Origin of the sequence: Nocardia huaxiensis (genome assembly GCF_013744875.1) — a bacterium.
Taxonomy (GTDB): Bacteria; Actinomycetota; Actinomycetes; order Mycobacteriales; family Mycobacteriaceae; genus Nocardia; species Nocardia huaxiensis.
Genome location: NZ_CP059399.1, coordinates 845511 through 867052 on the forward strand (window position 1 = coordinate 845511; position 21542 = coordinate 867052).

General features: G+C 67.2%; 21 protein-coding genes. 12 read left to right on the forward strand and 9 right to left on the reverse strand.

Annotated features, from left to right (window positions below; translation table 11 throughout):
• The 3 genes from H0264_RS03905 to H0264_RS03915 are packed head-to-tail and all read right to left on the reverse strand — an operon-like array spanning position 1 to position 3593.
• Complete coding sequence (locus H0264_RS03905; protein WP_181582692.1) at positions 1–1131, reverse strand: acyl-CoA dehydrogenase family protein; 1131 nt, start codon at positions 1129–1131, stop codon at positions 1–3.
• 3 nt (positions 1132–1134) lie between these two features.
• Entirely contained in the window at positions 1135–2049 is a 915-nt protein-coding gene (locus H0264_RS03910) for an enoyl-CoA hydratase (RefSeq protein WP_231083948.1), read from the reverse strand.
• Positions 2046–3593: a FadD3 family acyl-CoA ligase gene (locus H0264_RS03915; protein ID WP_181582693.1), complete on the reverse strand. Its 1548-nt coding sequence runs from the start codon at positions 3591–3593 to the stop codon at positions 2046–2048. Before H0264_RS03915 ends, H0264_RS03910 begins: the two co-directional genes overlap by 4 nt.
• A 69-nt stretch (positions 3594–3662) precedes the next feature.
• On the opposite strand from H0264_RS03915, the gene H0264_RS03920 reads away from it, so the two are divergent.
• The 8 genes from H0264_RS03920 (at position 3663) to H0264_RS03955 (ending at position 12422) form a co-directional block, all read left to right on the forward strand.
• Complete coding sequence (locus H0264_RS03920) at positions 3663–4883, forward strand: acyl-CoA dehydrogenase family protein (RefSeq protein WP_181585277.1); 1221 nt, start codon at positions 3663–3665, stop codon at positions 4881–4883.
• A complete protein-coding gene (locus tag H0264_RS03925; protein ID WP_181582694.1) occupies positions 4880–5674 on the forward strand; it encodes an SDR family oxidoreductase in 795 nt (264 codons plus the stop codon). The genes H0264_RS03920 and H0264_RS03925 overlap by 4 nt, the downstream gene beginning before the upstream one ends.
• 220 nt (positions 5675–5894) lie before the next feature.
• Positions 5895–6638, forward strand: coding sequence for a hypothetical protein (locus tag H0264_RS03930; protein WP_181582695.1), 744 nt, complete (start codon positions 5895–5897; stop codon positions 6636–6638).
• 43 nt (positions 6639–6681) lie between these two features.
• Positions 6682–7293, forward strand: a complete 612-nt coding sequence (locus H0264_RS03935) for a TetR/AcrR family transcriptional regulator (protein ID WP_181582696.1) — start codon at positions 6682–6684, stop codon at positions 7291–7293.
• 49 nt (positions 7294–7342) lie between these two features.
• Positions 7343–8491 (forward strand): acetyl-CoA C-acetyltransferase, encoded by a 1149-nt coding sequence (locus H0264_RS03940; protein WP_181585278.1) that lies wholly within the window; start codon positions 7343–7345, stop codon positions 8489–8491.
• 168 nt (positions 8492–8659) lie between these two features.
• Positions 8660–10435 (forward strand): multicopper oxidase family protein, encoded by a 1776-nt coding sequence (locus H0264_RS03945; protein ID WP_181582697.1) that lies wholly within the window; start codon positions 8660–8662, stop codon positions 10433–10435.
• A 16-nt stretch (positions 10436–10451) separates the two neighbouring features.
• Positions 10452–10877: a hypothetical protein gene (locus H0264_RS03950; protein ID WP_181582698.1), complete on the forward strand. Its 426-nt coding sequence runs from the start codon at positions 10452–10454 to the stop codon at positions 10875–10877.
• Positions 10878–11033: 156 nt separating this feature from the next.
• A complete protein-coding gene (locus H0264_RS03955) occupies positions 11034–12422 on the forward strand; it encodes a uracil-xanthine permease family protein (protein WP_181582699.1) in 1389 nt (462 codons plus the stop codon).
• Here the strand turns inward: H0264_RS03955 and H0264_RS03960 are convergent.
• Together H0264_RS03960 and H0264_RS03965 are read right to left on the reverse strand one after the other, a co-directional pair.
• Positions 12419–12976: a Uma2 family endonuclease gene (locus H0264_RS03960; RefSeq protein WP_181582700.1), complete on the reverse strand. Its 558-nt coding sequence runs from the start codon at positions 12974–12976 to the stop codon at positions 12419–12421. The genes H0264_RS03955 and H0264_RS03960 overlap by 4 nt on opposite strands.
• A 66-nt stretch (positions 12977–13042) precedes the next feature.
• The gene (locus H0264_RS03965) at positions 13043–13900 is read right to left on the reverse strand and encodes a metallophosphoesterase family protein (protein WP_181582701.1); all 858 of its coding nucleotides are present in this window, start codon (positions 13898–13900) and stop codon (positions 13043–13045) included.
• Between the two features lie 115 nt (positions 13901–14015).
• Between H0264_RS03965 and H0264_RS03970 the strand changes: the two genes are divergently transcribed.
• Positions 14016–14525, forward strand: a complete 510-nt coding sequence (locus H0264_RS03970; protein WP_181582702.1) for a nitroreductase/quinone reductase family protein — start codon at positions 14016–14018, stop codon at positions 14523–14525.
• 37 nt (positions 14526–14562) lie between these two features.
• The gene (locus H0264_RS03975) at positions 14563–15399 is read left to right on the forward strand and encodes an SDR family oxidoreductase (RefSeq protein WP_181582703.1); all 837 of its coding nucleotides are present in this window, start codon (positions 14563–14565) and stop codon (positions 15397–15399) included.
• A 295-nt stretch (positions 15400–15694) separates the two neighbouring features.
• Here the strand turns inward: H0264_RS03975 and H0264_RS03980 are convergent, their stop codons facing one another.
• From H0264_RS03980 to H0264_RS03995, 4 genes are read right to left on the reverse strand one after another with little or no spacing between them, the layout of a single operon-like run.
• Complete coding sequence (locus H0264_RS03980; RefSeq protein WP_181582704.1) at positions 15695–16783, reverse strand: NAD(P)H-dependent flavin oxidoreductase; 1089 nt, start codon at positions 16781–16783, stop codon at positions 15695–15697.
• Positions 16780–17538 carry a CoA-transferase subunit beta gene (locus H0264_RS03985; protein WP_181582705.1) on the reverse strand — a complete coding sequence of 253 codons (759 nt, stop codon included), beginning with the start codon at positions 17536–17538 and terminating at the stop codon, positions 16780–16782. The genes H0264_RS03980 and H0264_RS03985 overlap by 4 nt, the downstream gene beginning before the upstream one ends.
• On the reverse strand, positions 17538–18413 hold the full coding sequence (locus tag H0264_RS03990; protein ID WP_181582706.1) for a CoA transferase subunit A: 876 nt from the start codon (positions 18411–18413) through the stop codon (positions 17538–17540). Before H0264_RS03990 ends, H0264_RS03985 begins: the two co-directional genes overlap by 1 nt.
• A 15-nt stretch (positions 18414–18428) precedes the next feature.
• Positions 18429–19193, reverse strand: a complete 765-nt coding sequence (locus tag H0264_RS03995) for an enoyl-CoA hydratase family protein (RefSeq protein WP_181585279.1) — start codon at positions 19191–19193, stop codon at positions 18429–18431.
• Between the two features lie 56 nt (positions 19194–19249).
• On the opposite strand from H0264_RS03995, the gene H0264_RS04000 reads away from it, so the two are divergent.
• Entirely contained in the window at positions 19250–20038 is a 789-nt protein-coding gene (locus H0264_RS04000; protein WP_181585280.1) for an SDR family oxidoreductase, read from the forward strand.
• Between the two features lie 115 nt (positions 20039–20153).
• The gene (locus tag H0264_RS04005; protein ID WP_181582707.1) at positions 20154–21065 is read left to right on the forward strand and encodes an SDR family oxidoreductase; all 912 of its coding nucleotides are present in this window, start codon (positions 20154–20156) and stop codon (positions 21063–21065) included.
• The last annotated feature ends 477 nt before the right edge of the window (positions 21066–21542 follow it).

Sequence of the window (21542 nt, forward strand, 5' to 3'; positions counted from 1 at the left end):
TTATCGCGGCAGGCCGAGCAGGCGTTCGGCGATGATATTGCGCTGAATCTCGTTGGTGCCCGCGTAGATCGGGCCGGCGAGGGAGAACAGGTAGCCGTCGGTCCAGGCCGATTCCTGTTCGGCGGCGGCGCCGTGCAGGTCGAGCGCGGTCTCGTGCATGGCGATGTCGAGTTCCGACCAGAAGACCTTGTTCACCGAGGATTCCGCGCCCAGCTGCCCGCCGTCGGCGAGGCGGGTGACGGTGGCCCAGGTGTTGAGCCGGTACGCCTCCGCGCCGACCCAGGCGTCCACGACGCGGTCGCGAGCAGCGGTGTCGGACTCGGAACCCACGGTGCGCCACAGGTCGATGAGTTTGGCGGCGGTGGCATTGAACCGGCCGGGGCTGCGCAGCGACAGGCCGCGCTCATTGCTGGAGGTCGCCATGGCGACCTTCCAGCCATTGTTGGCCTCGCCGATCACATCGGCGTCCGGTACGAACACATTGTCGAGGAAGATCTCCGCGAACCCGGGTTCGCCGTCCAGCTGCGGAATCGGCCGTACCGTAATCCCTTCCGCGGTGAGCGGGAACATCAGGTAGGTGAGCCCGCGATGCCGTTCGGCCTCCGGGTCGCTGCGGAACAGGCCGAATCCCCAGTCCGCGTACGAGGCCCGCGAACTCCAGGTCTTCTGCCCGTTGAGAATCCACCCGCCCTCGGTGCGCTTGGCGGTGGATCGGATGCCGGCCAGGTCGCTTCCGGCCTCCGGCTCCGACCAGGCCTGCGCCCAGATGTCGTCGGCGCGAGCCATTCTCGGCAGAATCCGGGCCAGCTGCTCGGGTGAGCCGTGCTCGAACAGCGTCGGCGCGAGCAGGAAGATGCCGTTCTGCGAGACGCGTCCGGGCGCACCGGCCGCGTAGTACTCCTCCTCGAAGATGACCCATTCGGTCAGCGAGGCGTCGCGGCCGCCGTACTCGGAAGGCCATGCCACACAGGACAACCGGGCGTCGGCCAGCTTGGCCTCCCACGCCCGGTGGGCCTCGAAGCCCTCCTTGGTGTCCATGGACGGCAGGGGAGCGGCGGGCACATTGGCGGCCAGGAACTCCCGGACTTCCTTGCGGAATTCCTCGGTCTTGCTGTCGAATTCGAGATCCACTGACTAGGCCCCGTTCTGCTGAGTGGAGGTGGTGGCGGTGGCCTTCATGGACTTGGCGTTCATCCCGCCCAGCGAGTCCGCGCCGACCTCGGCATTGTGCGCGTGCGCGAAGTGATGCAGCCCGAACACCGAGTCCATGCCCGCGCGCATGCCCATGAGGTCCTCGCACTGGTTGACGGCCTTCTTGGTCAGCGCCAGCCCGAATTGCGGCATGGCCGAGATCTTCTCGGCCAGCGCGAAGGTCTCGGTCTCCAGGTTCTCCCGCGCCACGACGCGATTCACCATGCCCCACTCGTACGCCTGGGCGGCGGTGAAGCGGTCACCGGTGAACAGGATCTCCTTGGCGCGGCGCGGTCCCAGCACCCACGGGTGCGCGAAGTATTCGACGCCCGGAATGCCCATCCGCACAACGGGATCGGAGAAGAACGCGTCCTCGGACGCCACGATCATGTCGCAGGACCAGGCCAGCATCAGAGCGCCGGCGATGCACGCGCCCTGCACCATGGCGATGGTCGGCTTGGGGATCTCCCGCCAGCGCCGGCACATGCCCAGGTACACCTCGGACTCGCGGGCGAAGCGCTGATCGCCGCCGGGCCGGTCCACGTGGTCCCACCACAGCGCGGCCTTGTTCTCGTACGAGATGTGGTGGTCGCGGCCCGGCGTGCCGATATCGTGCCCGGCGCTGAAATGCTTTCCGGCCCCGCCCAATACGATGACCTTCACCTCGGCGTCCTCGACGGCGCGGGTGAACGCGGCATCGAGCGCGTAGGTCATGACCGAGTTCTGCGCGTTGCGGTAGTCCGGCCGGTTCAGCGTGACGATGGCGATCGGCCCGCGCTTCTCGTAGAGGACGACCTCGCCCTCGTCCGGGATGGCCCCGAGTTCCGGTGTCACACTTCCTTTTTCAGAAGCACTCACGCCTTCTCCTCACGTAGTTGCCGCTTCAGAACCTTCCCGGCGGCGCTGTACGGCAGTGCGTCACGGAACTCCACGAACCGCGGCACCTTGTAGTTGGCGAGCAGCTTCTTGGCATGCGCCACAACATCTTCGGTGGTCAGCGCCGCGCCGGGCTTGAGCACGACGTAGGCCTTGCCGACCTCGCCCATGCGCTCGTCCGGCACACCGATGACCGCGCTCTCCGCGACGCCCTGCAACCGCGCGAGGGCCTGTTCCACCTCGGCCGGGTACACATTGAACCCGCCGGAGATGTACATGTCCTTGAGCCGGTCGGTGATCTTGATGTACCCGCGCTCGTCGATCACCGCCACATCGCCGGTGTGCAGCCAGCCGTCCGGATCGATGGTGGCGGCGGTGGCAGCCGGATCGTCCAGGTACCCGAGCATGATCTGCGAACTGCGCAGCAGCAGTTCGCCATTGTCGGCCAGCTTGGTCTCGAACCCGTCGATGGCCCGGCCGCAGGTATTGGCAATGGTCTCGGCGGAGTCCTCGGGCCGGCACATGGTGCCGAAGCCGCCGGATTCGGTCTGCCCGTACGCGGTCAGCACCACGTCGAAATCCAGCTCGCTGCGCATGCGCTCGATGAGCACCACGGGCACGGTGGCCGCGCCGGTGACCGCGACCCGCAGCGTGGACAGGTCCGCGTCCTGCCGCGCCGGGTGTTCGAGGATGGTCTGGAAGATGGTCGGCGGCCCGGTGAGCACGGTGATGCGCTCGCTCTGCACCAGCCGCATGGTCTCCGGCACGTCGAAGGTGGCCTGCGGCACGATGGTCGCGCCGGTGACCAGGCACGCGAGAATGCCCGCCTTGTATCCGAAGCTGTGGAAGAACGGCGGCACCACGAGGTAGCGGTCCTCGTGATGCAGCGTGGCGCAGTCCGACCAGGCGCGTGCGCTGGTCAGCGCCCGCGTGTGCGGAATGAGCGCGCCCTTGCTGCGGCCGGTGGTCCCGGAGGTGAAGAGGATGTCGGAGACATCGTCGGGCGCAACGGATTCCGCGCGCGCGATGGCGTCCTCGAGACTCACGGCCTCGGCCAGCTTGGGCAGCTGATCCCAGGCGATGGCGTCCTCGACCGCCGCATCCCGGTCACCGGGAATGACGATGACCGTTCCGATGGCGAGTTCCGGTGCGTCGGCCCGCAATTCGGCCAGCCGGTCGCGGCCCAGGAAGCTGCCCACGATGAACAGCGCCTGGGCGTCGACTCGTTTCAGCACATCGGCGGCCTCGTCGGCGACGTACCGCGTGTTGAGCGGCACGATCACCGCGCCCACATAGTGGGTGGCCAGCGCGGCGGTGATCCAGTGGTGCGTATTGGGAGCCCAGATGCCGATCCGGTCGCCGCGCTCGATGCCCTGGGCGAGGAGCACGCGGGCAGTCTCACGGACCGAGTCGAGCAGTTGTGCCCAGCTCAGCTGGACGGCACCGTCGGACACGGCTGGTGCGGAACCGTAGGCGTTCGCGGCGGCGTGCAGCGCGAGCGGTGTGGTCTGCGGTGGGGATGTCACGGGGTCTCCGAGCGTCCGGGAACGGTCTAACAAAGCAAGTGCTTGGTAGGTTACTCTACGGAGGTGAGCATGATCCAGACCCCCGAACCGGCTAGCGGGACGAACCCCGCCGAGGATGCGAAGTTCCGCTCCGACGTGCGGGAATGGCTGGCCGAAACCTTGAACGGCGAGTTCCGTGAACTGCGCGGACTCGGCGGTCCGGGCCGCGAGCACGAGGCCTTCGACGAACGCCTCGAGTGGGACCGCCACCTCGCCGCCGCGGGCTGGACCTGCCTGGGCTGGCCCAAGGAATGGGGCGGCCGGGACGCCACGCTGCGGCAGCAGGTCATCTTCCACGAGGAATACGCGAAGGCCGATGCGCCCAGCCGGGTTTCGCACCTGGGTGAGGAACTGCTCGGCCCGACCGTGCTGGCCTTCGGCACCGAGGAGCAGAAGAAGCGCTTCCTGCCCGGCATCAAGAACGTGACCGAGCTGTGGTGCCAAGGCTATTCGGAGCCCGGCGCCGGCTCGGACCTCGCGGCCGTCACCACCTCGGCGTACCTGGACGGCGACGAATGGTCGATCTCCGGCCAGAAGATCTGGACCTCCCTCGCCCATCTGTCCGACTGGTGCTTCGTGGTCGCCCGCACCGAGAAGGGCTCGAGCCGCCACCACGGCCTGTCCTATCTGCTGGTGCCGATGAAGCAGCCCGGCGTCGAGGTGCGCCCGATCATCCAGCTCACCGGGACCGCGGAATTCAACGAGGTCTTCTTCGACAATGCCCGCACCGCAGCCGATCTCGTGGTCGGCAAGCCCGGCGACGGCTGGAAGGTCGCCATGGGCACGCTGACCTTCGAACGCGGCATCTCCACCGTCGGCCAGCAGATCCGCTACGCGCGTGAGCTCGCCGATCTGGAGGCCCTGGCGCGCAAGCACGGCGCGCTCGAAAACCCGGTCCTCGCAGACCGTTTCGACCGCATGTGGGTTGGGTTGCGAGTGCTGCGCGCCCACGTGCTGCGCACCCTCGAGGACGGCCACGACAGCGCCACCGTCGATGCCCGCACCGCCGCCGGGTCCGCCTCGGTGACCAAGCTGCTGTGGGCCAACTGGCATCGCGAACTCGGCGAGCTGGCCATGGATGTGCTCGGCGCACCCGGCCTCATCGCCGACGCCCCGGGCGACGATCTCAATGCCTGGCAACGGCTTTTCCTGTTCAGCCGCGCCGACACCATCTACGGCGGCTCGAACGAAGTGCAGCGCAACATCATCTCCGAGCGCGTGCTCGGACTTCCCCGAGAGGCTCGCCCGTGAGTGACCTGTCCATCGCCCCCGAGATCACCCCGGGCCACAACCTTCTCGCCGGCAAGGTCGCCGTGGTGACCGCCGCCGCGGGCACCGGCATCGGCTCGGCCACCGCGCGCCGCCTGCTCTCCGAGGGCGCGGATGTCCTCGTCTCCGACTGGCACGAGCGTCGCCTGAAGGAGACCGAGGAGGCGCTGAAAGCCGAATTCCCGGACCGCCGAATCGCTTCCGTGCCCTGCGATGTGAGCAGCACCGAGCAGGTGGATCAGCTCATCGCGCAGGCCGCGCAGCTCATGGGCCGCATCGACATCATGGTCAACAATGCCGGGCTGGGCGGCGAGACGCCGGTCGTGGACATGACCGACGAGCAGTGGGACAAGGTTCTCGACATCACCTTGAACGGCACGTTCCGGGCTACCCGGGCCGTGCTCAAGTACTTCCGCGAGGCGGGCCACGGCGGCGTGATCGTCAACAATGCCAGCGTCCTCGGCTGGCGCGCCCAGCACGGCCAGGCGCACTACGCCGCGGCCAAGGCGGGCGTCATGGCGCTGACGCGCTGCTCGGCCGTGGAGGCCGCCGAGTACGGCGTGCGCATCAACGCGGTCGCGCCGTCCATTGCCCGGCACGCCTTCCTCGACAAGGTCACCTCGGGTGAACTGCTCGACCGCCTCGCGGCCGGTGAAGCCTTCGGCCGGGCCGCCGAACCGTGGGAGGTGGCCGCCACCATTGCCATGCTGGCGAGCGATTACACCACCTACCTGACCGGTGAAGTGGTTTCCATTTCGAGTCAGCGTGCCTGATTTAAGGCGTTCGCCCGATTTCGAAATCGGCCCTGCGTAATTCGCGCGCCCGGATGAATGCGGAGTGTCCGCATCATCCGGGCGTTTCGCTGTCAAAGGGGAGGTCCGAGGGGGGCGCCGGGGCGCCCATATTCTTCGCGGCGGAAAATGGCTGGCGCGCGTATGGCCTTGTTGTGCAATCCTGGGTTAGGCCGGTTCCGCAAAGCGAAGGGCGCGACCCATGGGTCCGGAACGCCGACAAGAACAAGTCCCCGAAGAACTGGAACTCGAGCTCGTGCGCGAGGTCGTGCTGGCGCGTCGCAGGCTCGACAATGTCGTCCTGGCCGCACTCACGCTGGGTGCGGAATTACTGGATCATGATTCCGAGCGCGCCACCGCCATGCGGGCGGCGCAGATACTCGAACAGCACGCCGTGGACGAGGGCGAGGTGGTCCGCGATCCGCGAGCGGCGTTGCGCAGCGACATGATTCGCGATCGCGACCGTGCCCGCCGGCTCGGCCTCTCGCGGGAACACGGCCGCGGCATTTCCGAGGCCGAGCGCCGCCGCCGAAAACAAACCGCTCTGCTCTGCGAAGTCCGCGCCGATCTCCTGGAGGTGGTGCGCCGCTGCCGTGGACTCCGCTACGACCGCGCCGCCTTCGCCGACGGCATAGCCCAGGGCTTGTGCGCCGCCACCGACAAATTGGTGATCGGCGCGGACATGGAGACCTATCGCGCCTGGCAGCGCGGCATGGTCCTCAAAATCGCCGAGGAACCCGCGCGCGACGGCAGCCCACCCCGCGTCATGGCGACCGTCGACGCCGGGCCGGGCCGCGGCCCCCTGACCGTTGAATGGGACTCGCCCGAAAGACGATTGGCCCTGGTGGCCCGCATGGCCAGGGCCGGAATCTCACCCGTCGTCATCTGCGATCGGCTGCTCGCGGACCTGTCGGTATCGTCGCCGCTGCGCTACTCGGTTCGTTGAGGCCCCGCTCGACCAAGCAAACGCTTGGTTGTATATTGGGTTCGTGACCCAACCAGACTCTTCGAAGTCAGCACGTCGTAGCGAGCTGCTCGGCCTGGCTGCGACCCTGTTCGCCGAACGCGGACTGCGCGCCACCACGGTCCGGGATATTGCCGATGCGGCGGGGATTCTATCGGGGAGTCTGTACCACCACTTCGATTCCAAAGAAGCGATGGTCGACGAAATCCTCAGAGGCTTCCTCGATGACCTTTTCGCCCGATACCGCGAGATCGTCTCCTCGGGCGTGAGCGCCCGCGACACCCTCGAAGCCCTCGTCATCGCCTCCTACGAATCCTTCGACCGCTCGCACGCCGCCGTCGCCATCTATCAGGCCGAAGCCAAACGCCTCAGCGCCACACCGCGATTCGGCTACATCGCGGAATACAACAAGGAATTCCGCGAGCTCTGGCATCAGGTGCTGAGCAAGGGCGTCGAAGACGGCAGCTTCCGGCCCGAACTCGATATCGAGCTGGCCTACCGATTCCTGCGCGACACCGTCTGGGTGTCGGTGCGCTGGTACCAACCCGGCGGCGGGCGCATCACCGTCGACGGCCTCGCAAAGCAGTACCTCACCATCGTGCTCGACGGGCTCACCAACCCCGATTCGCGCGCATAGCAGTAGGAGTTCTCGAATGTCTGCACCGTCCCGCCGCCAGTACGCACCCATGCGCGAGGCGTATGTCATCGACGCCGTGCGCACCCCGGTCGGCAAGCGCGGCGGGGCGCTCGCCTCGGTGCACCCGGCCGATCTCGGCGCGGCCGCGCTCAAGGGCCTCATGGGCCGCAACAAGATCGACCCCGGCCATGTCGACGACGTCGTGTTCGGCTGCTGCGACACCATCGGCCCGCAGGCCGGAAACATCGCCCGCACCGCCTGGCTGGTGGCCGGCTACCCGGAATCGGTGCCCGGCGTGACCGTCGACCGGCAGTGCGGATCCTCGCAGCAGGCCGTCAACTTCGGCGCGCAGGCCATCATGGCCGGCACCGCCGAGGTGATCGTGGCGGGCGGCGTGCAGAACATGAGCGCCATCCCGATCTCGGCCGCCATGCTGGCCGGCCAGCAGTACGGCTTCGACGCGCCGTTCGTGGGCGCCGAGGGCTGGGACCACCGTTACGGCACCGCCGAAGTGTCGCAGTTCAATTCGGCCCAGATGATCGCCGAGAAGTGGGACATCTCCCGCCGCGACATGGAAGAGTGGGCGCTGCGCTCGCACGACCGGGCGCGCAAGGCCATCGCGGAGGGCAAGTTCGACCGGGAGATCGTCCCCGTCGGCGACTTCTGGATCGACGAGGGCCCGCGCGAGACCACCCTGGAGAAGATGGCCGGCCTGCAGCCGCTCACCGAGGGCAGCCGCATCACCGCCGCCCTGGCCAGCCAGATCTCCGACGGCGCCAGCGCCACCCTGCTGGCCTCCGACTGGGCGGTCCAGGAATACGGCCTCACCCCGCGCGCCCGCATCCTGCATGTGAGCGCCCGGGGCGCGGATCCGATCTACATGCTCACCGCGCCCATCCCGGCCACCAAGTGGGCGCTGGAGAAGACCGGGCTGACCATCGACGACATCGATGTCATCGAGATCAACGAGGCGTTCGCGTCCGTCGTGCTGGCCTGGATCAAGGAGACCGGCGCCGACCCGGCCAAGGTCAATGTGAACGGCGGCGCGATCGCGCTCGGCCACCCGCTGGGTGCCACCGGCGCGAAGCTGTTCGCCTCCCTGCTCAACGAACTCGAGCGCGTGAACGGCCGCTACGGCCTGCTCACCATCTGTGAAGGCGGCGGCACCGCCAACATCACCATCATCGAACGACTCTGAGGTGTCGCTGACGGGAGCCGCACACTGAATCGGGTGTGTGGCTTCCGTCGTTTGCATAACGAAAGCGATCGAGAGCGGCCGCTGCTGGGGATTCCGGGTGGAGAATCGACAGGCATGAGCGGCAACCTGCCTAGACGGGGGTTCCTCCTGGGTGCTCTCGGAGTATCGGTGGCCGGCTTCGCGGCGAAGGCCGGAGCCGCTCCTGTTCCGCTGCCGCCGCCTCCGGTGCCGATTCCGCCGCTGCCCGCGCCGTCGTTCACGCCGTTGAACTATCATTCGCCGCCCTTGCAGCCGTATGTGGATCCGCTGCCGATGATCGAAACACGCCCGGCGGCAGGCGAATTGACGGCGATGTCGAGCATGCACCGCTATCATCGCGATCTGCCGGAAACCCGGAACTGGGGTTTCGATCGACCGGTGCTCGGGCCGACCCTCGAAGCCTGGCGGGATCGTTCCGCCCAGATGAGCTTTCGCAATGAGCTGGGCCCGCACGTGCTGCCCACGCACGTCGATCTCACCATGCACGGCGTCACCGAACTGGATCGCACCGATCCGCGCTTCACCGTGCACCTGCACGGCGGCGCGAATTCCCCTGAGGCGGACGGGCATCCGCTGATCGGGTGGCGCAATGGCGGTCGTGCCGTCTTCCAATTCACGAATCGCCAAGAGGCCGCGACGCTCTGGTATCACGACCATGTCATGGGTATCACCCGCCTGAACATTCAAGCCGGGCTGGCCGGAATGTATTACGTCCGGGACGAATTCGACACCGGCCGGGAGGACAACCCGCTCGGACTGCCCGCCGGGGAGTTCGAGATCCCGCTGGTGGTGCAGGACCGCACCTTCAACCCCGACGGCAGCGTGCAGCCCATGGTCGGCACCTACATCCCCGAGGGCTACAACCAGTCCGGGCAGCTCGGGGACGTCTGCTGCGTCAACGGCAAGGTGTGGCCGTTCCTGGAGGTGCGCCGCACCGTCTACCGTTTCCGCATCCTCAATGGATCCAATTCCCGCCCATACATTTTCGAGCTTTCGAACGGAATGCCGTTCTGGGCCATCGGAACCGAACTCGGTCTGCTGGACGCCCCGGTGCCCACGCCCTCGATCCGGGTCAGCCCCGGCGAAAGGGCCGACCTGCTCCTGGATTTCACCGGTCTCCCCGACGGCGCAGCGATCGACCTGATCAACACCGCCAAGAACGATCTCGGCAACACCGTCTTCATGGCTCCGGAGCTCCGCACCATCATGCGCTTCACGGTGTCCGGCGACGGCCCGCCCGCGGCGATCCCGCCGATTCTGCGCGGCGGCCCCGGCCTTCCGGAAGCCTTGCCTCCCATGGCTGTTCCGGAATCCGTCCGCACCATGACCCTCATCGGCCTGAACGACGACTCCCGCTCGGCGGCGGTCTTCCCCACCATGATGGCCCTCAACAACCTGGCGTTCCTCGGCACCGATGTGGACCTGGCCCGCGCGGGCACCGTCGAACAGTGGGATCTGGTCAACACCACGCCTTTCGATCACCCCATCCACATCCACCTGGCCCGCATGCGGGTGATCGGCCGCCAGCCCATCCTCACGCTCCCGTACTGGCTCGCCAACTACCCGCCTGCCTTCGGCATCCGCTGGTCACCCTCCGCCGACGCCCACGCCATCGGCCCCCAGCAGGGCCCGCCCCCGTGGGAAGTCGGCTGGAAGGACACCGTGGAATGCCCGACCGACACCATCACCCGGATCATGGTGCACTGGCCGTCCATCGATGAGCTCGGCTTCGACCCCGACGCCCCCATTCCCATCCCCGAAGGCGCGGAAGCCATCTCGCCCACCGGTTCCCACGGATCGCACCTGCGGTCCGGCCACGAGGAGATCCGCGGCTACGTCTGGCACTGCCACAACCTCGACCACGCCGACCACGACATGATGCAGCAAATCCGGGTAACCCCCTGATCCGAACCACTTTCCGATGTCCATGGAACGTGGATTGGAAGAGGTCGCCCGCAAAGCTCGAGCCGTTCAGGAGGCCATCGAGCAGGTCCGCGGCTACGCCACCGTCCCGGGCGTCCGCATCGAAGTGACCGCGGACGGCCGGATCACCGGCCTGGACATCGGCCACCCGCAACTGGCCGAAGCCATCGCGGCGGCCCACGCCCGAGCCCTCCGGCACGCGTCCGACCAAGCCGCCGACCTCCGGCGAGAACTCGCCGACGACCCCACCGTGGCCTTGCTGACCAGGCGGTTGCTTACGGAGGAGACCGCACCCCCGCCCGCCTCGGAACCGGCTCCCGCCGCACCCCGAAAGCCGGAACCCTACGACGAGTTCGACGACCCCGACTACGAGAACCCCTACGCCCTGCCGCCGGACGTCCAGCGCCGTTACGGCATCCGCTGAGCTACCGCACAGCCGCGCACGCGGCGGCTCCGGATGCTCTGGGCAGGCCCGCGGGCTCGATTCGGTCGCTGCGGTGCGTGGAGCGCGAAGCTGTCGGTTTGCCCGCTTTACGATGTGCGGGATCGTTTCCCGGACTCAGGAGAAAGCGGGCTGAATATGGATCTGGGTGTCCGCTGGACGCTGCACGGTGACGGGCGCACGCCTGCGCCCGGTGCTGTGGTGAAGCCGGATGAGCGGTTGTCGTGGCCGCGCACCGCGGGGTTGGGTGCGCAGCATGTGGTGGCCATGTTCGGGGCCAGTTTCGTCGCGCCGGTGCTGATGGGGCTGGATCCCAATCTGGCGATCATGATGTCCGGGGTCGCGACGATCCTGTTCCTGTTGGTCACGCGCGGGGCGGTGCCGAGCTATCTCGGGTGTTCGCTGTCGTTCGTCGGTGTGGCGGCGGTGATTCGGGCGCAGGGCGGCAGTAGCGCGACGGTTACCGGGGCGTGCCTCGCGGTCGGCGCGGCGCTGTTCCTGATCGGCCTGGCCGTGCAGAAGTTCGGGGCGCGGATCATTCACGCGGCCATGCCGCCGGTGGTCACCGGTGCGGTGGTCATGCTCATCGGGTTCAATCTCGCGCCGGTGACCGCGTCCACCTATTGGCCGCAGGATCAGTGGACGGCCTTGCTGGTCATGCTGTTCACCGGTCTCGCCGTGGTCGGACTGCGCGGATTCTGGTCGCGCATCGCGATTTTCCTCGGACTGGTTTTCGGGTACGGCATCTCCTGGGTGTTCGACCGGGTCTTCGGCAAGATCCACTCCGCCGACGGCAGCGGCGCGGTGACCGATCACTGGCGCCTGGATCTTTCCGGTGTGGGACAGGCGGATTGGATCGGTCTGCCCACCCTGCACGGACCATCGTTCGAATGGTCGGCCATCCTGGTCGCCCTGCCGGTCGTCATCGCGCTCGTCGCCGAAAATGCCGGGCATGTGAAGGCGGTCGGTGAGATCACCGGCTCGTCCCTGGACGGCAAGCTGGGCACCGCCATCGCGGCGGACGGCGCGGCCTCGATGCTCTCCACCGCGGTCGGCGGCCCGCCCAACACCACCTACTCCGAGAACATTGGCGTCATGGCCGCCACCCGCGTCTACTCGACCGCCGCCTATTGGGCCGCAGCCGGTTTCGCCCTGCTGTTCGGCCTCTGCCCGAAGTTCGGCGCGGTCGTCGCCGCCATCCCCGGCGGCGTTCTGGGCGGCATCACCGTCATCCTCTACGGCATGATCGGCCTGCTCGGCGCGCAGATCTGGACCAATGCCAAGGTCGACCTGCGCAACCCCCTCAACCTGGTTCCGGCGGCAGCCGGTCTCATCATCGGCATCGGCAATGTCAGCATGAAGTTCACCGACAACTTCACCCTCAGCGGGATCGCGCTCGGCACCCTGGTCGTCATCACCGGCTACCACGCCCTGCGCTTGTTCGCCCCGGCCCATTTCAAGGTCGAAGAGCCCCTGTTGGACGAGGGCACATCCTCCTACGACGAGCCGAACGGCCCGCGCGACTAGTCCGCGTACAGCGGCAGGCACCCGGTGTCGATCTCGAATCCGAAGGGGTCGGGTAGCGGCACCGGGTCGCTGTAGGTTCCGTCCAGAAGACCGTGGTAGACACCGTCTTTCGGATGTGTGTGCAGTGACCATCGGCCGAACCGCGGGTCGAGGACCAGCAGCGTCCGGACTCCGGCCGTGCTGTACCAGCCGGTCTTGTCGGTGATCTGCTTGGCCTTCTCCGACTTCGAGATCACTTCTATTGCGAGTTCGACGTCGGCCGGGTCAGCCAGCCACGCGTCGTCCTCGTCCCAGGATTCCGGAAGGACAACCAGGTCCGGGGTGCAGTAGTCATCGGCGTCGCCGGGCATCGGTATGGAGGACACCTCGTACGACGCGAAGCCCACGGGCATGCGCGGTTCGAGCTGCTGACGCACACGGCGGATCGTGCCCGCATGCTTGCCACGGGGCGTCGGTGACATCACGAGACTTCCCCCCAGGATTTCGACGCGCAGACTGGTGGCGCGTTCGATCTGCTCGGCAACAGCGCGCAGGTTACCTGGACGCGGGTGCATGGCAGGGAGGTTCACGGAAATCTCCAACCCCTTCGTGGACGGGTCGTCACTAAAGATACTCGCAGCTCAGCCCGCGGCGGGTTCGGTCAGGATCTCGGCTGTGCAGGGGAGGGGGAGGACGTGCCAGGACTGGTCGCTGTCGTAGGTGGGGTGCTGGGAGGCGTTGGGGTCGGCGGCGAGGCCCTCGACGCGGGTCCAGGTGTTGTCCCCGGCGGGGATGGTGTCGGTGTAGCGGTAGTGCAGGTGGCCGTGGAAAAGCACTGTGGGGTGGAGGGTTTCGACCAGGCGCTGGATGCGGTCCTGGTTCGGGAGGCATTCCGCTTTGGTCTTGCGGTTGAACTTGGGCTGGGAGGAGCGGGGTTTGTCGTGCGTCAGCAGAACGTCCACCGGTGAGCTGTCGGCCTCCAGGAACGCGTCCAGTTCCGCGTCGGTCATCTCCTCTTCGGGGAACCAGAGGGTGCCGGTGGTGACGCGCTGGCGGGTGGAGCCGTAGCGGCGGTGGCGGTCGTCGACGGCGTCCCGGCGGGCTTCGCGGGCCAGGCGCCAGAGCTTGTCGGTGGAATAGGCGCCGCCGAAGGCCGCGAAAGTTGTTCCGTCCCAGGTCCAGCGGTGGCCGCGGGGTGCGTAGCGGAGGAACCTGCGGCACTGCAGGAAGCCTTCGTCGTCGCGGCGGTGGTCGTAGAGCTCGTGCAGTAGGGAGGATTTGTCGTGGTTGCCGTCGAGGAAGTAGACGGTGACGCCGGCCTTGCGGGCGGCCTTGTTGACGACGTCGAAGTAGCGGCGGCCGGAGGGGACGTGTTCCCAGGCGCCGAAGTCGCCGACGGAGAAGATCTTGTCGCAGTCATTGCGGACGGCCACCTGCAGCAGTGACAGCGCATGACTGGTGTTGCCGTGCAGGTCTCCGACAATCAAGACATTCCCCATGGGCACATGGTGGCAGCCCTGCGCGGCTGTGGCACATCTATTTCGTTGTGGCTCGTAAGTGACAGGGCGAGCCGAACAGCCGATTCCTGTCGGTGGCCGGGGGCATACTCGGGTCATGAGTGATTCCGAATCGGTTGTGCCCCAGTCAGACAACGTGAAGATCACCTCTTATGACGATCCCGATGCGCCCTGGAACCAGGAGTTCGACCAGGCGCAGATGGGCGATTGGAACGCCGGTGTGATCCAGGAGTTCCGCGAGAACGGCGGCAAGGTCGGCGGCGCGTACCAGGACGCGACGATCCTGCTGCTCACCACCACCGGCGCGAAGAGCGGCAAGCAGCATGTGGTTCCGCTGGGTGCGCTGTACCGGGACGAGACGATCTACGTCTCCTCCTTCATCGAGGACAAGTACCCGGCCTGGTGGTTCAACATCAAGGCCAACCCACAGGTCACGGTGGAGATCGGCGGCAAGACGCACCGGGCCGTCGGCCGCGCGCTGGAGGGCGCGGACTACGACGAGTTCGCGGCCTGGGTGCTCGCCAACAATCCGCTGCTGGCCGATTTCCAGTCCAAGATCGAACGCCCGCTACCCCTGGTCACCCTGGAGCTCGGCGAAGAAATCTGACCCACCGCCCGCGGGCGGTTGGTTCTAGGCTGACCGCATGAGATCAGTTTTGGTGACCGGCGCGGCCCGGGGGATCGGGAAGGCCATCAGCCTGCGGCTGGCGCAGGACGGCTGGCAGGTCTACGCCGGTGTCCGCAAGCTGTCCGATGGCGATGACCTGGTGCAACAGGATTCGCGCATTACGCCGGTGCTGCTCGATGTCACTGACGCCGAGCACATCGCCGCCCTCGACGCCGTGCTGCCCGCGGACCTGTACGCCGTGGTCAACAATGCCGGCATTGTCGAGGACGGCCCGGTGGAGCTGCTCGAAATCGACGCGCTGCGAACCCAGTTCGAGGTGAACGTCTTCGGTGCGCTGGCCGTCACCCAGGCGGTACTGCCCCGTCTGCGCAGCACGCGCGGCCGGGCCGTGTTCATCTCCTCGCTCAGCGGCCGCATCGCCACGCCGGGCACCGGCGCGTACAACTCCTCCAAGTTCGCCCTGGAGGGTCTGGTCGATGCCCTGCGAATCGAGTTGCGGCCCTGGGGAATCCGCACTTCGCTGATCGAACCGGGCCCGATCGACACCGATCTGTGGACCGGTGCGTCGCAGATGGTGGACGACACCATCGCCCGGCTCACTCCGGCACAGCGCACGCTCTACGGCGATCATCTGAACGGCCTGCGCACCATGGCCGCACGGGTTCCCAAGATCACCGCGGCCCCCGAGACCGTGGTGAACGAGGTCGTGAAGGCGCTCACCGCGAGCCGTCCCAAGGCGCGCTACATGGTCGGCCTCGCGGGCAAGGTACAGCTGCTGGCCGCCGGTCTCACCCCGACGCCGGTGCTGGACTTCGTCCTCGGCCTGGCTTCCGGCGTCCCGCGCAAGAAGTAGCGGACGTCCGGCGCGGCCGCGCGAGCCGTCGCCCCAGTCGGACGCGACTCCGAAAGCACGGAAAGCCGCCCCCGGGCGAGAGGTTCCGGGGACGGCCCGTGCACGGCCGAGGTTCGCGGCGTGCAGACGGATCGGACATGGTGGTCCGAATCCGCTGGGTGCGCGGAGATCGTGTCCGCCGCGCAGGATCGAGGGGGCGTACACCCTCGTCATCCCGGCGCGCTTTTGGCCGGGATCCACGCCGTCGACCGTGTGGATTCCGGACAAAAGCATGCCGGAATGACGAGGGGAATGGTCAGGCCGAGGTGGACTCCGCCTCTGTCACGCGGTATTTCGCGAGACCGTCGATGCGTTCGACGGCTTCCTCGATGATCCGGTCGATGAGCTCCTGGCAGGTCGGCAGATCCTCGATGATGCCCGCCACCTGACCGGAGGCGAGCACACCCGCCTGCGTATTGCCTTCCACCAGACCGGCTTTCAGCAGCATCGGGGTGTTGGCGGCCATGATCACCTGGGACCAGGTGAGGTCCTTGTGCTTGCGCATGGCGAGGCCGTCCTTGACGAGCGCCGACCACTTCATGCCGGTCATGTGCTTGAACTTGACGGCATTCGCGGCCGCCGCCAAGAACCCGCGGTAGCTGCCCGAATGTTCAAGTTTGTTGACCAGTTCGGTGTTCAGCACGCGATGCGGCATGCCATCCACCTTGGTGGAGACCGTGGTGTCCTGGAGCCCGCGCGCGAGGTATTCCTGCTTCACCGAATCCGGCACACTGCTGTCCTGGGTGAGCAGGAAGCGGGTGCCCATTGCGACACCGGCCGCGCCGTAGGACAGCGCCGCCGCCAGCCCACGGCCGTCGAAGAACCCGCCGCCGGCGACCACCGGAATATCCACGGCGTCGAGCACCGAGGGCAGCAGCAGCGTCGTCGCGACGGAACCGGTGTGCCCGCCGCCCTCGCCGCCCTGCACGATCACCGCATCCGCGCCCCATGAGGCGACCTTCACCGCGTGCTTGGCCGCGCCGATGGACGGCACGACCACCACGCCGTTGTCCTTGAGCCGCGCGATGAGTTCCTTCTTGGGCGCGAGCGCGAAGGAGGCGACCTTCACGCCTTCGCGGATCATCAGCTCGCATCGGTCGACGGCGTCCGCCGCATCGGCGCGAATGTTCACGCCGAACGGCTTGTCGGTCTTGGCCTTCGTCTTGGCGATGGCTTCTTCGAGTTCCGGCATGGTCATGGTGGCTGAGGCCAGAATGCCGAGGCCGCCCGCATTGGCGGTGCCCGCGACCAGACTGGGCCCGGCGACCCAGCCCATTCCGGTCTGCACGATCGGATGCTCGATGCCGACCAGTTCGGTCAGCGGAGTCCGCAGCCGCGCGCTCATGCCGTCACTTCCTTCTCCCGGAAGCCCTTGGGGTCGAGCACATTACGAATGATGTTCAGCTCTTCCTCGGTCGGCAGCCGGGTTTCGCCCGCCTCCGCCAGCCCGGCGATCTCGAACGAGGTGTTCTCCGCGACCTCGTCGGCGCTCACGCCCGGGTGCAGCGACAGCGCCCGCATGGTGTGCTCCGGGCCGTTGTAATCGAACACGCCCAGGTTCGACACCACCCGGTGCAGGTGGTGGAACCGGTACGCCGGATTCTCGGGATCGATCTTGTCGTAACCGATTCCGGAGACGATGTCGATGCTCTCGGTGAACACCCGCTTGTTGTGCTTGGGCACGAAGTAGCTGGTGGCGTGATTGATGGTGTTGCCCGGCGCGCCGCGCACCCCGAACATCTGGCGGGTCGGCTGCTGCAGCGGACCGAAGGCCGAGAGGTTCTGATTGCCGTACTTGTCGAGCTGATTCGCGCCCATGACCACGTGCCGACGGCCCGAGGCGACGACATCGAACACCTTGGAGAACGGAATCCAGCCCTCGATGGGCGCCTTGCCGCCGATGGCCGGAACCTCGGCGAAGAACAGCGCCTCACCGTCGGACAGCAGCAGATCCGGTTCGAAGGTCAGCCGGGCCAGCCGCGCCCCGATGGTGGTGACGGTCGACATCGGGCTGGCCATGATTTCGCCCGCGCCCCGGAAGATTTCGGCCGCGGCGACAACACAGACCTCGGCCCGGGTGATGGTGGTGGTCTCGCTCATTACTTCTGCTCCTCGGCGAAAGCCTTGACGGCGGCCTGGTATTCGGCTTCCGAGACGTCCAGGTAGCGCGCCTTGAATTCGGCCCACGACTCCGGAGTCTTGGCGGCCTCCACGTAGTGGCGCTGGAACTTCTCGTCGCGCCCGTAGCTGCCGGAGAAGGTGAAGTGCGCGCCGCCGGGGGCTTCGACCACACCGTCGACCATCATGCGATTGAGGATGATCGCCTGCTGCGGAACGGCTTTCACCAGTTCGTCGGTCTCGACGAGCCGGTCCACCGACAGGTAGCGGCGCTCGGCCGCCAGCAGGTACAGGTCGTCGAAGTAGGGGTCGACGCCGGTGTAGGCGGCATTGCCGTGCTTGTCACCCAGATCCAGGTGCACGAAGGCGGCGTCCAGGTTCAGCGCGGGCATGGCGACCAGAGTCTCGGTCTTGCCGTCGGTCGGGTACGGGGACTCGACCGTCTTCAGCTCGCCGTCCCAGAAATCGATGACGGCGGAACCCAATCCGGCGCGGATGGGCAGGAACGGCAGGCGTGCGGCGGCGGCCTGGAGACCGCACTTCACCATGCCCTCGTCCATCTCGCGCACGGTGATCGCGCCCTCGGTGCGCGCCTTGGCGAACCACGGGTCGTAGAACGGCGCCGAGTCCAGGGATACGAAGCCGTAGTACGCCTTTCGCACCTTGCCCGCCGAGCACAGCAGGCCCAGGTCCGGTCCGCCGTAGGTGACGACCGTCAAATCCTTGATGTCCGACCGCAACAGCGCCCGCACGAAGGCGAGCGGCTTGCGCCGCGAACCCCAGCCGCCGATGCCGATGGTCATTCCGCTGCGCAGTTCGCCGACGACATCGTCGAGCTGCATTCGCTTGTCGCGCATATTATTTCGGCCCTTCTACCGTGCTTTTTTCTGGGCGGCGATATCGTCGTCGAAGCGCGCCCGGATCTCGTCGGCGACACCGGCGAGGTTGAGCTCCATGGTGAAGCCCTGCTCGTAGCGGTAGGACCGGTGCACGTCCTGCACGTCGATGCCATTGAGCGCCCGCTTGGCGGCACGGATGACGCGGCCGTCCTTGTTGGCGATGTTCTTGGCGACTTCCATTGCGGCGGCGTCGAGTTCGGCGCGCGGCACCACTTTGAACACCGAGCCGTAGTGGTGCAGCTGCTGTGCGGTGAGGGTGCCCGCGGTGTAGAACATGGTGCGCATCAGGTGCTGGGGGACCAGTCGCGCCAGATGGGTGGCCGCGCCGAGCGCTCCGCGATCGACCTCGGGCAGTCCGAAGGTGGCGTCATCCGAGGCCACGATCACGTCCGAATTACCCACCAGGCCGATGCCGCCGCCGAGGCAGAAGCCGTTGACGGCGGTGACGACGGGGACCTGGCAGTCGTAGACGGCGGCGAACGCCTCGAAGCAGCCGTGGTTGGCGCGGATCAGCTTGGTGTGCCCGGTGTCGTTGTTCATCTCTTTGATGTCGACGCCGGCATTGAAGCCGCGGCCTTCCGCGCGCAGCACGACGACCCGGGTCTCCGGGTTGCGGCCGGCTTCGCGGATGGCGTCGGCCAGGGCGAACCAGCCGTCCGAAGGCAGTGCGTTGACCGGCGGATAGTCGACAGTGACGACTTCGACGCCCTCGGTTTCGGTGTGACGGTTGATCCCCATCATCTGTCCCATCGTTGGCAAAACAAGCAAGTGCTTGGTAGGTTAGCACGGTGGCAATCGAAGTGAACCTCTCCGGTTCGGTGGTCCTGGTGACCGGTGGCGTGCGGGGAGTCGGCGCGGGAATCTCCCGGGTTTTCCTGGACGCCGGAGCGACCGTGGTGGCGTGTGCGCGCCGCCCCGCGGACACCCCCGTGCAGAGCAATGGACGGGAGATCGACTTCCTGCCGTGCGATGTGCGCGATCCGGAATCGGTGCGCGGGCTCGTCGAGGAGATCGTGCGCAAGTACGGGCGGCTCGACACCGTGGTGAACAATGCCGGTGGCGCGCCCTTCGCGCTGGCGGCCGACGCCTCCGCGAATTTTCACTCCAAGATCGTGCAGTTGAACCTGCTTGCGCCGCTGCTGGTTTCGCAGGTCGCCAATGAGGTCATGCAGCAGCAGGAGTCCGGCGGCTCGATCGTGATGATCTCCAGCGTCTCCGGGCACCGGCCCTCGCCGGGCACCGCCGCCTACGGTGCGGCCAAAGCCGGTGTGGACAGCCTGGTTTCGTCGCTCGCCGTCGAATGGGCCCCGAAAGTCCGCATCAACTCGGTCATCTGCGGCATGGTCGAGACCGAGAGCTCGCACCTGCACTACGGCGACGACGACGGCATCGCCGCGGTGGCGAGCACGGTTCCCCTGCAGCGCATGGCCGCCCCCGAGGACATCGGCCGCACCGCCGCCTTCCTCGCCTCCCCGCTGGCCGCCTATATCTCCGGCGGCGCGCTCGTGGTGCACGGCGGCGGCGAGAAGCCCGCCTTCCTCGAAGCCTCGACCGCGGACGTCCCCGCGGTCTCCGGCCACTGAACCCCCGTCATTCCGGCATGCTTTTGGCCGGAATCCACACGGTCGACGGCGTGGATCCCGGCCAAAAGCGCGCCGGGATGACGAAGAACTCCATCGACGCGAAGAGGTATTCGAAATGACGGACAAGAAGATCTGCGACGGCCGCGTGGTCATCGTGACCGGTGCCGGTCGTGGCATCGGTCGTGCGCACGCGCTCGCTTTCGCCGCCGCGGGCGCCAAGGTCGTGGTGAACGATCTCGGTGCCGAGCTCGACGGTGCGCCCAGCCCGGATTCCCCGGCCGCGCAGGTGGTCGAGGAGATCAAGGCGCTCGGCGGCGAGGCCGTCGTGAACGGCGACGACATCTCCGACTGGGAGGGCGCGCGCCGCCTGATCGCCACTGCCGTCGACACCTTCGGCCGCTTGGACGTGCTCGTCAACAACGCGGGCATCGTGCGCGACCGCATGCTGGTGAACCTCGGCGAGGACGAGTGGGATGCCGTCATCAAGGTGCACCTCAAGGGCCACTTCGCGCCCATGCGGCACGCCGCCGAGTACTGGCGCAACGAGGCCAAGGCGGGCCGCACCCCTGAGGCGCGCATCATCAACACCAGCTCCGGCGCGGGCCTGCTGGGCAGTGTCGGCCAGGGCAACTACGCGGCCGCCAAGTCCGGCATCGCGGGCCTGACCCTCACCGCCGCAGCCGAATTCGCGCGCTACGGCATCACCGTGAACGCCATCGCCCCGGCGGCGCGCACCCGCATGACCGAGACCGTGTTCGCCGACATGATGGCCGCGCCCGAGGACGGTTTCGACGCCATGGCCCCGGAAAACGTGTCCCCGCTGGTGGTCTGGCTGGGCAGCGTCGATTCCGCCGGCGTCACCGGCCGCATGTTCGAGGTCGAGGGCGGCAAGGTGACGGTGGCCGACGGCTGGCGGCACGGCGTCTCCATCGATGGCGGCGCGCGCTGGGAGCCGGCCGATCTCGGCCCGGTGGTGCGCGATCTGCTCGCCAAGGCAACCACTCCGGAGCCCGTCTACGGAGCCTGATCCGCAGCTGTTCCCGACGCCTTCATCGCCGGTATCCCCACGGGGGATGCCGGCGATGCGCGTTTCCGGATCCGTTCGGCGCGGCTGTGATTCGAAACACAGCGCGTGCCGATTCGTCTGACTGGCTGATTCTTTGCTGTCGCGTTGGTCTGGAATGTCCGATCTCATATCGCCCCTCCGGGGCTGGTGAGGCACCTGATGACCATGAGATTTGAGCACAATGCCCAATTGCGCTGGGGCTCTTGTTCATATCCGGTACGCCGTGAGGTCCGCAGGCGTACGGTTTGTATGCACCCCTAATGCCACCAAGACTTGTGCGGGTCGGCAAGCGTGCTTGTACGATGACCGCGTTCCGCAAAGGCCTGGCAATCGGGGCGACCGGGCTCTACCGTTCCAGCCTGCCTGGCGGGTTGGACTTCCCACACCGGGTGGGAATGAAAGCCGACTGCGCAGTACTCGATGAGGGGATGGCTGTCG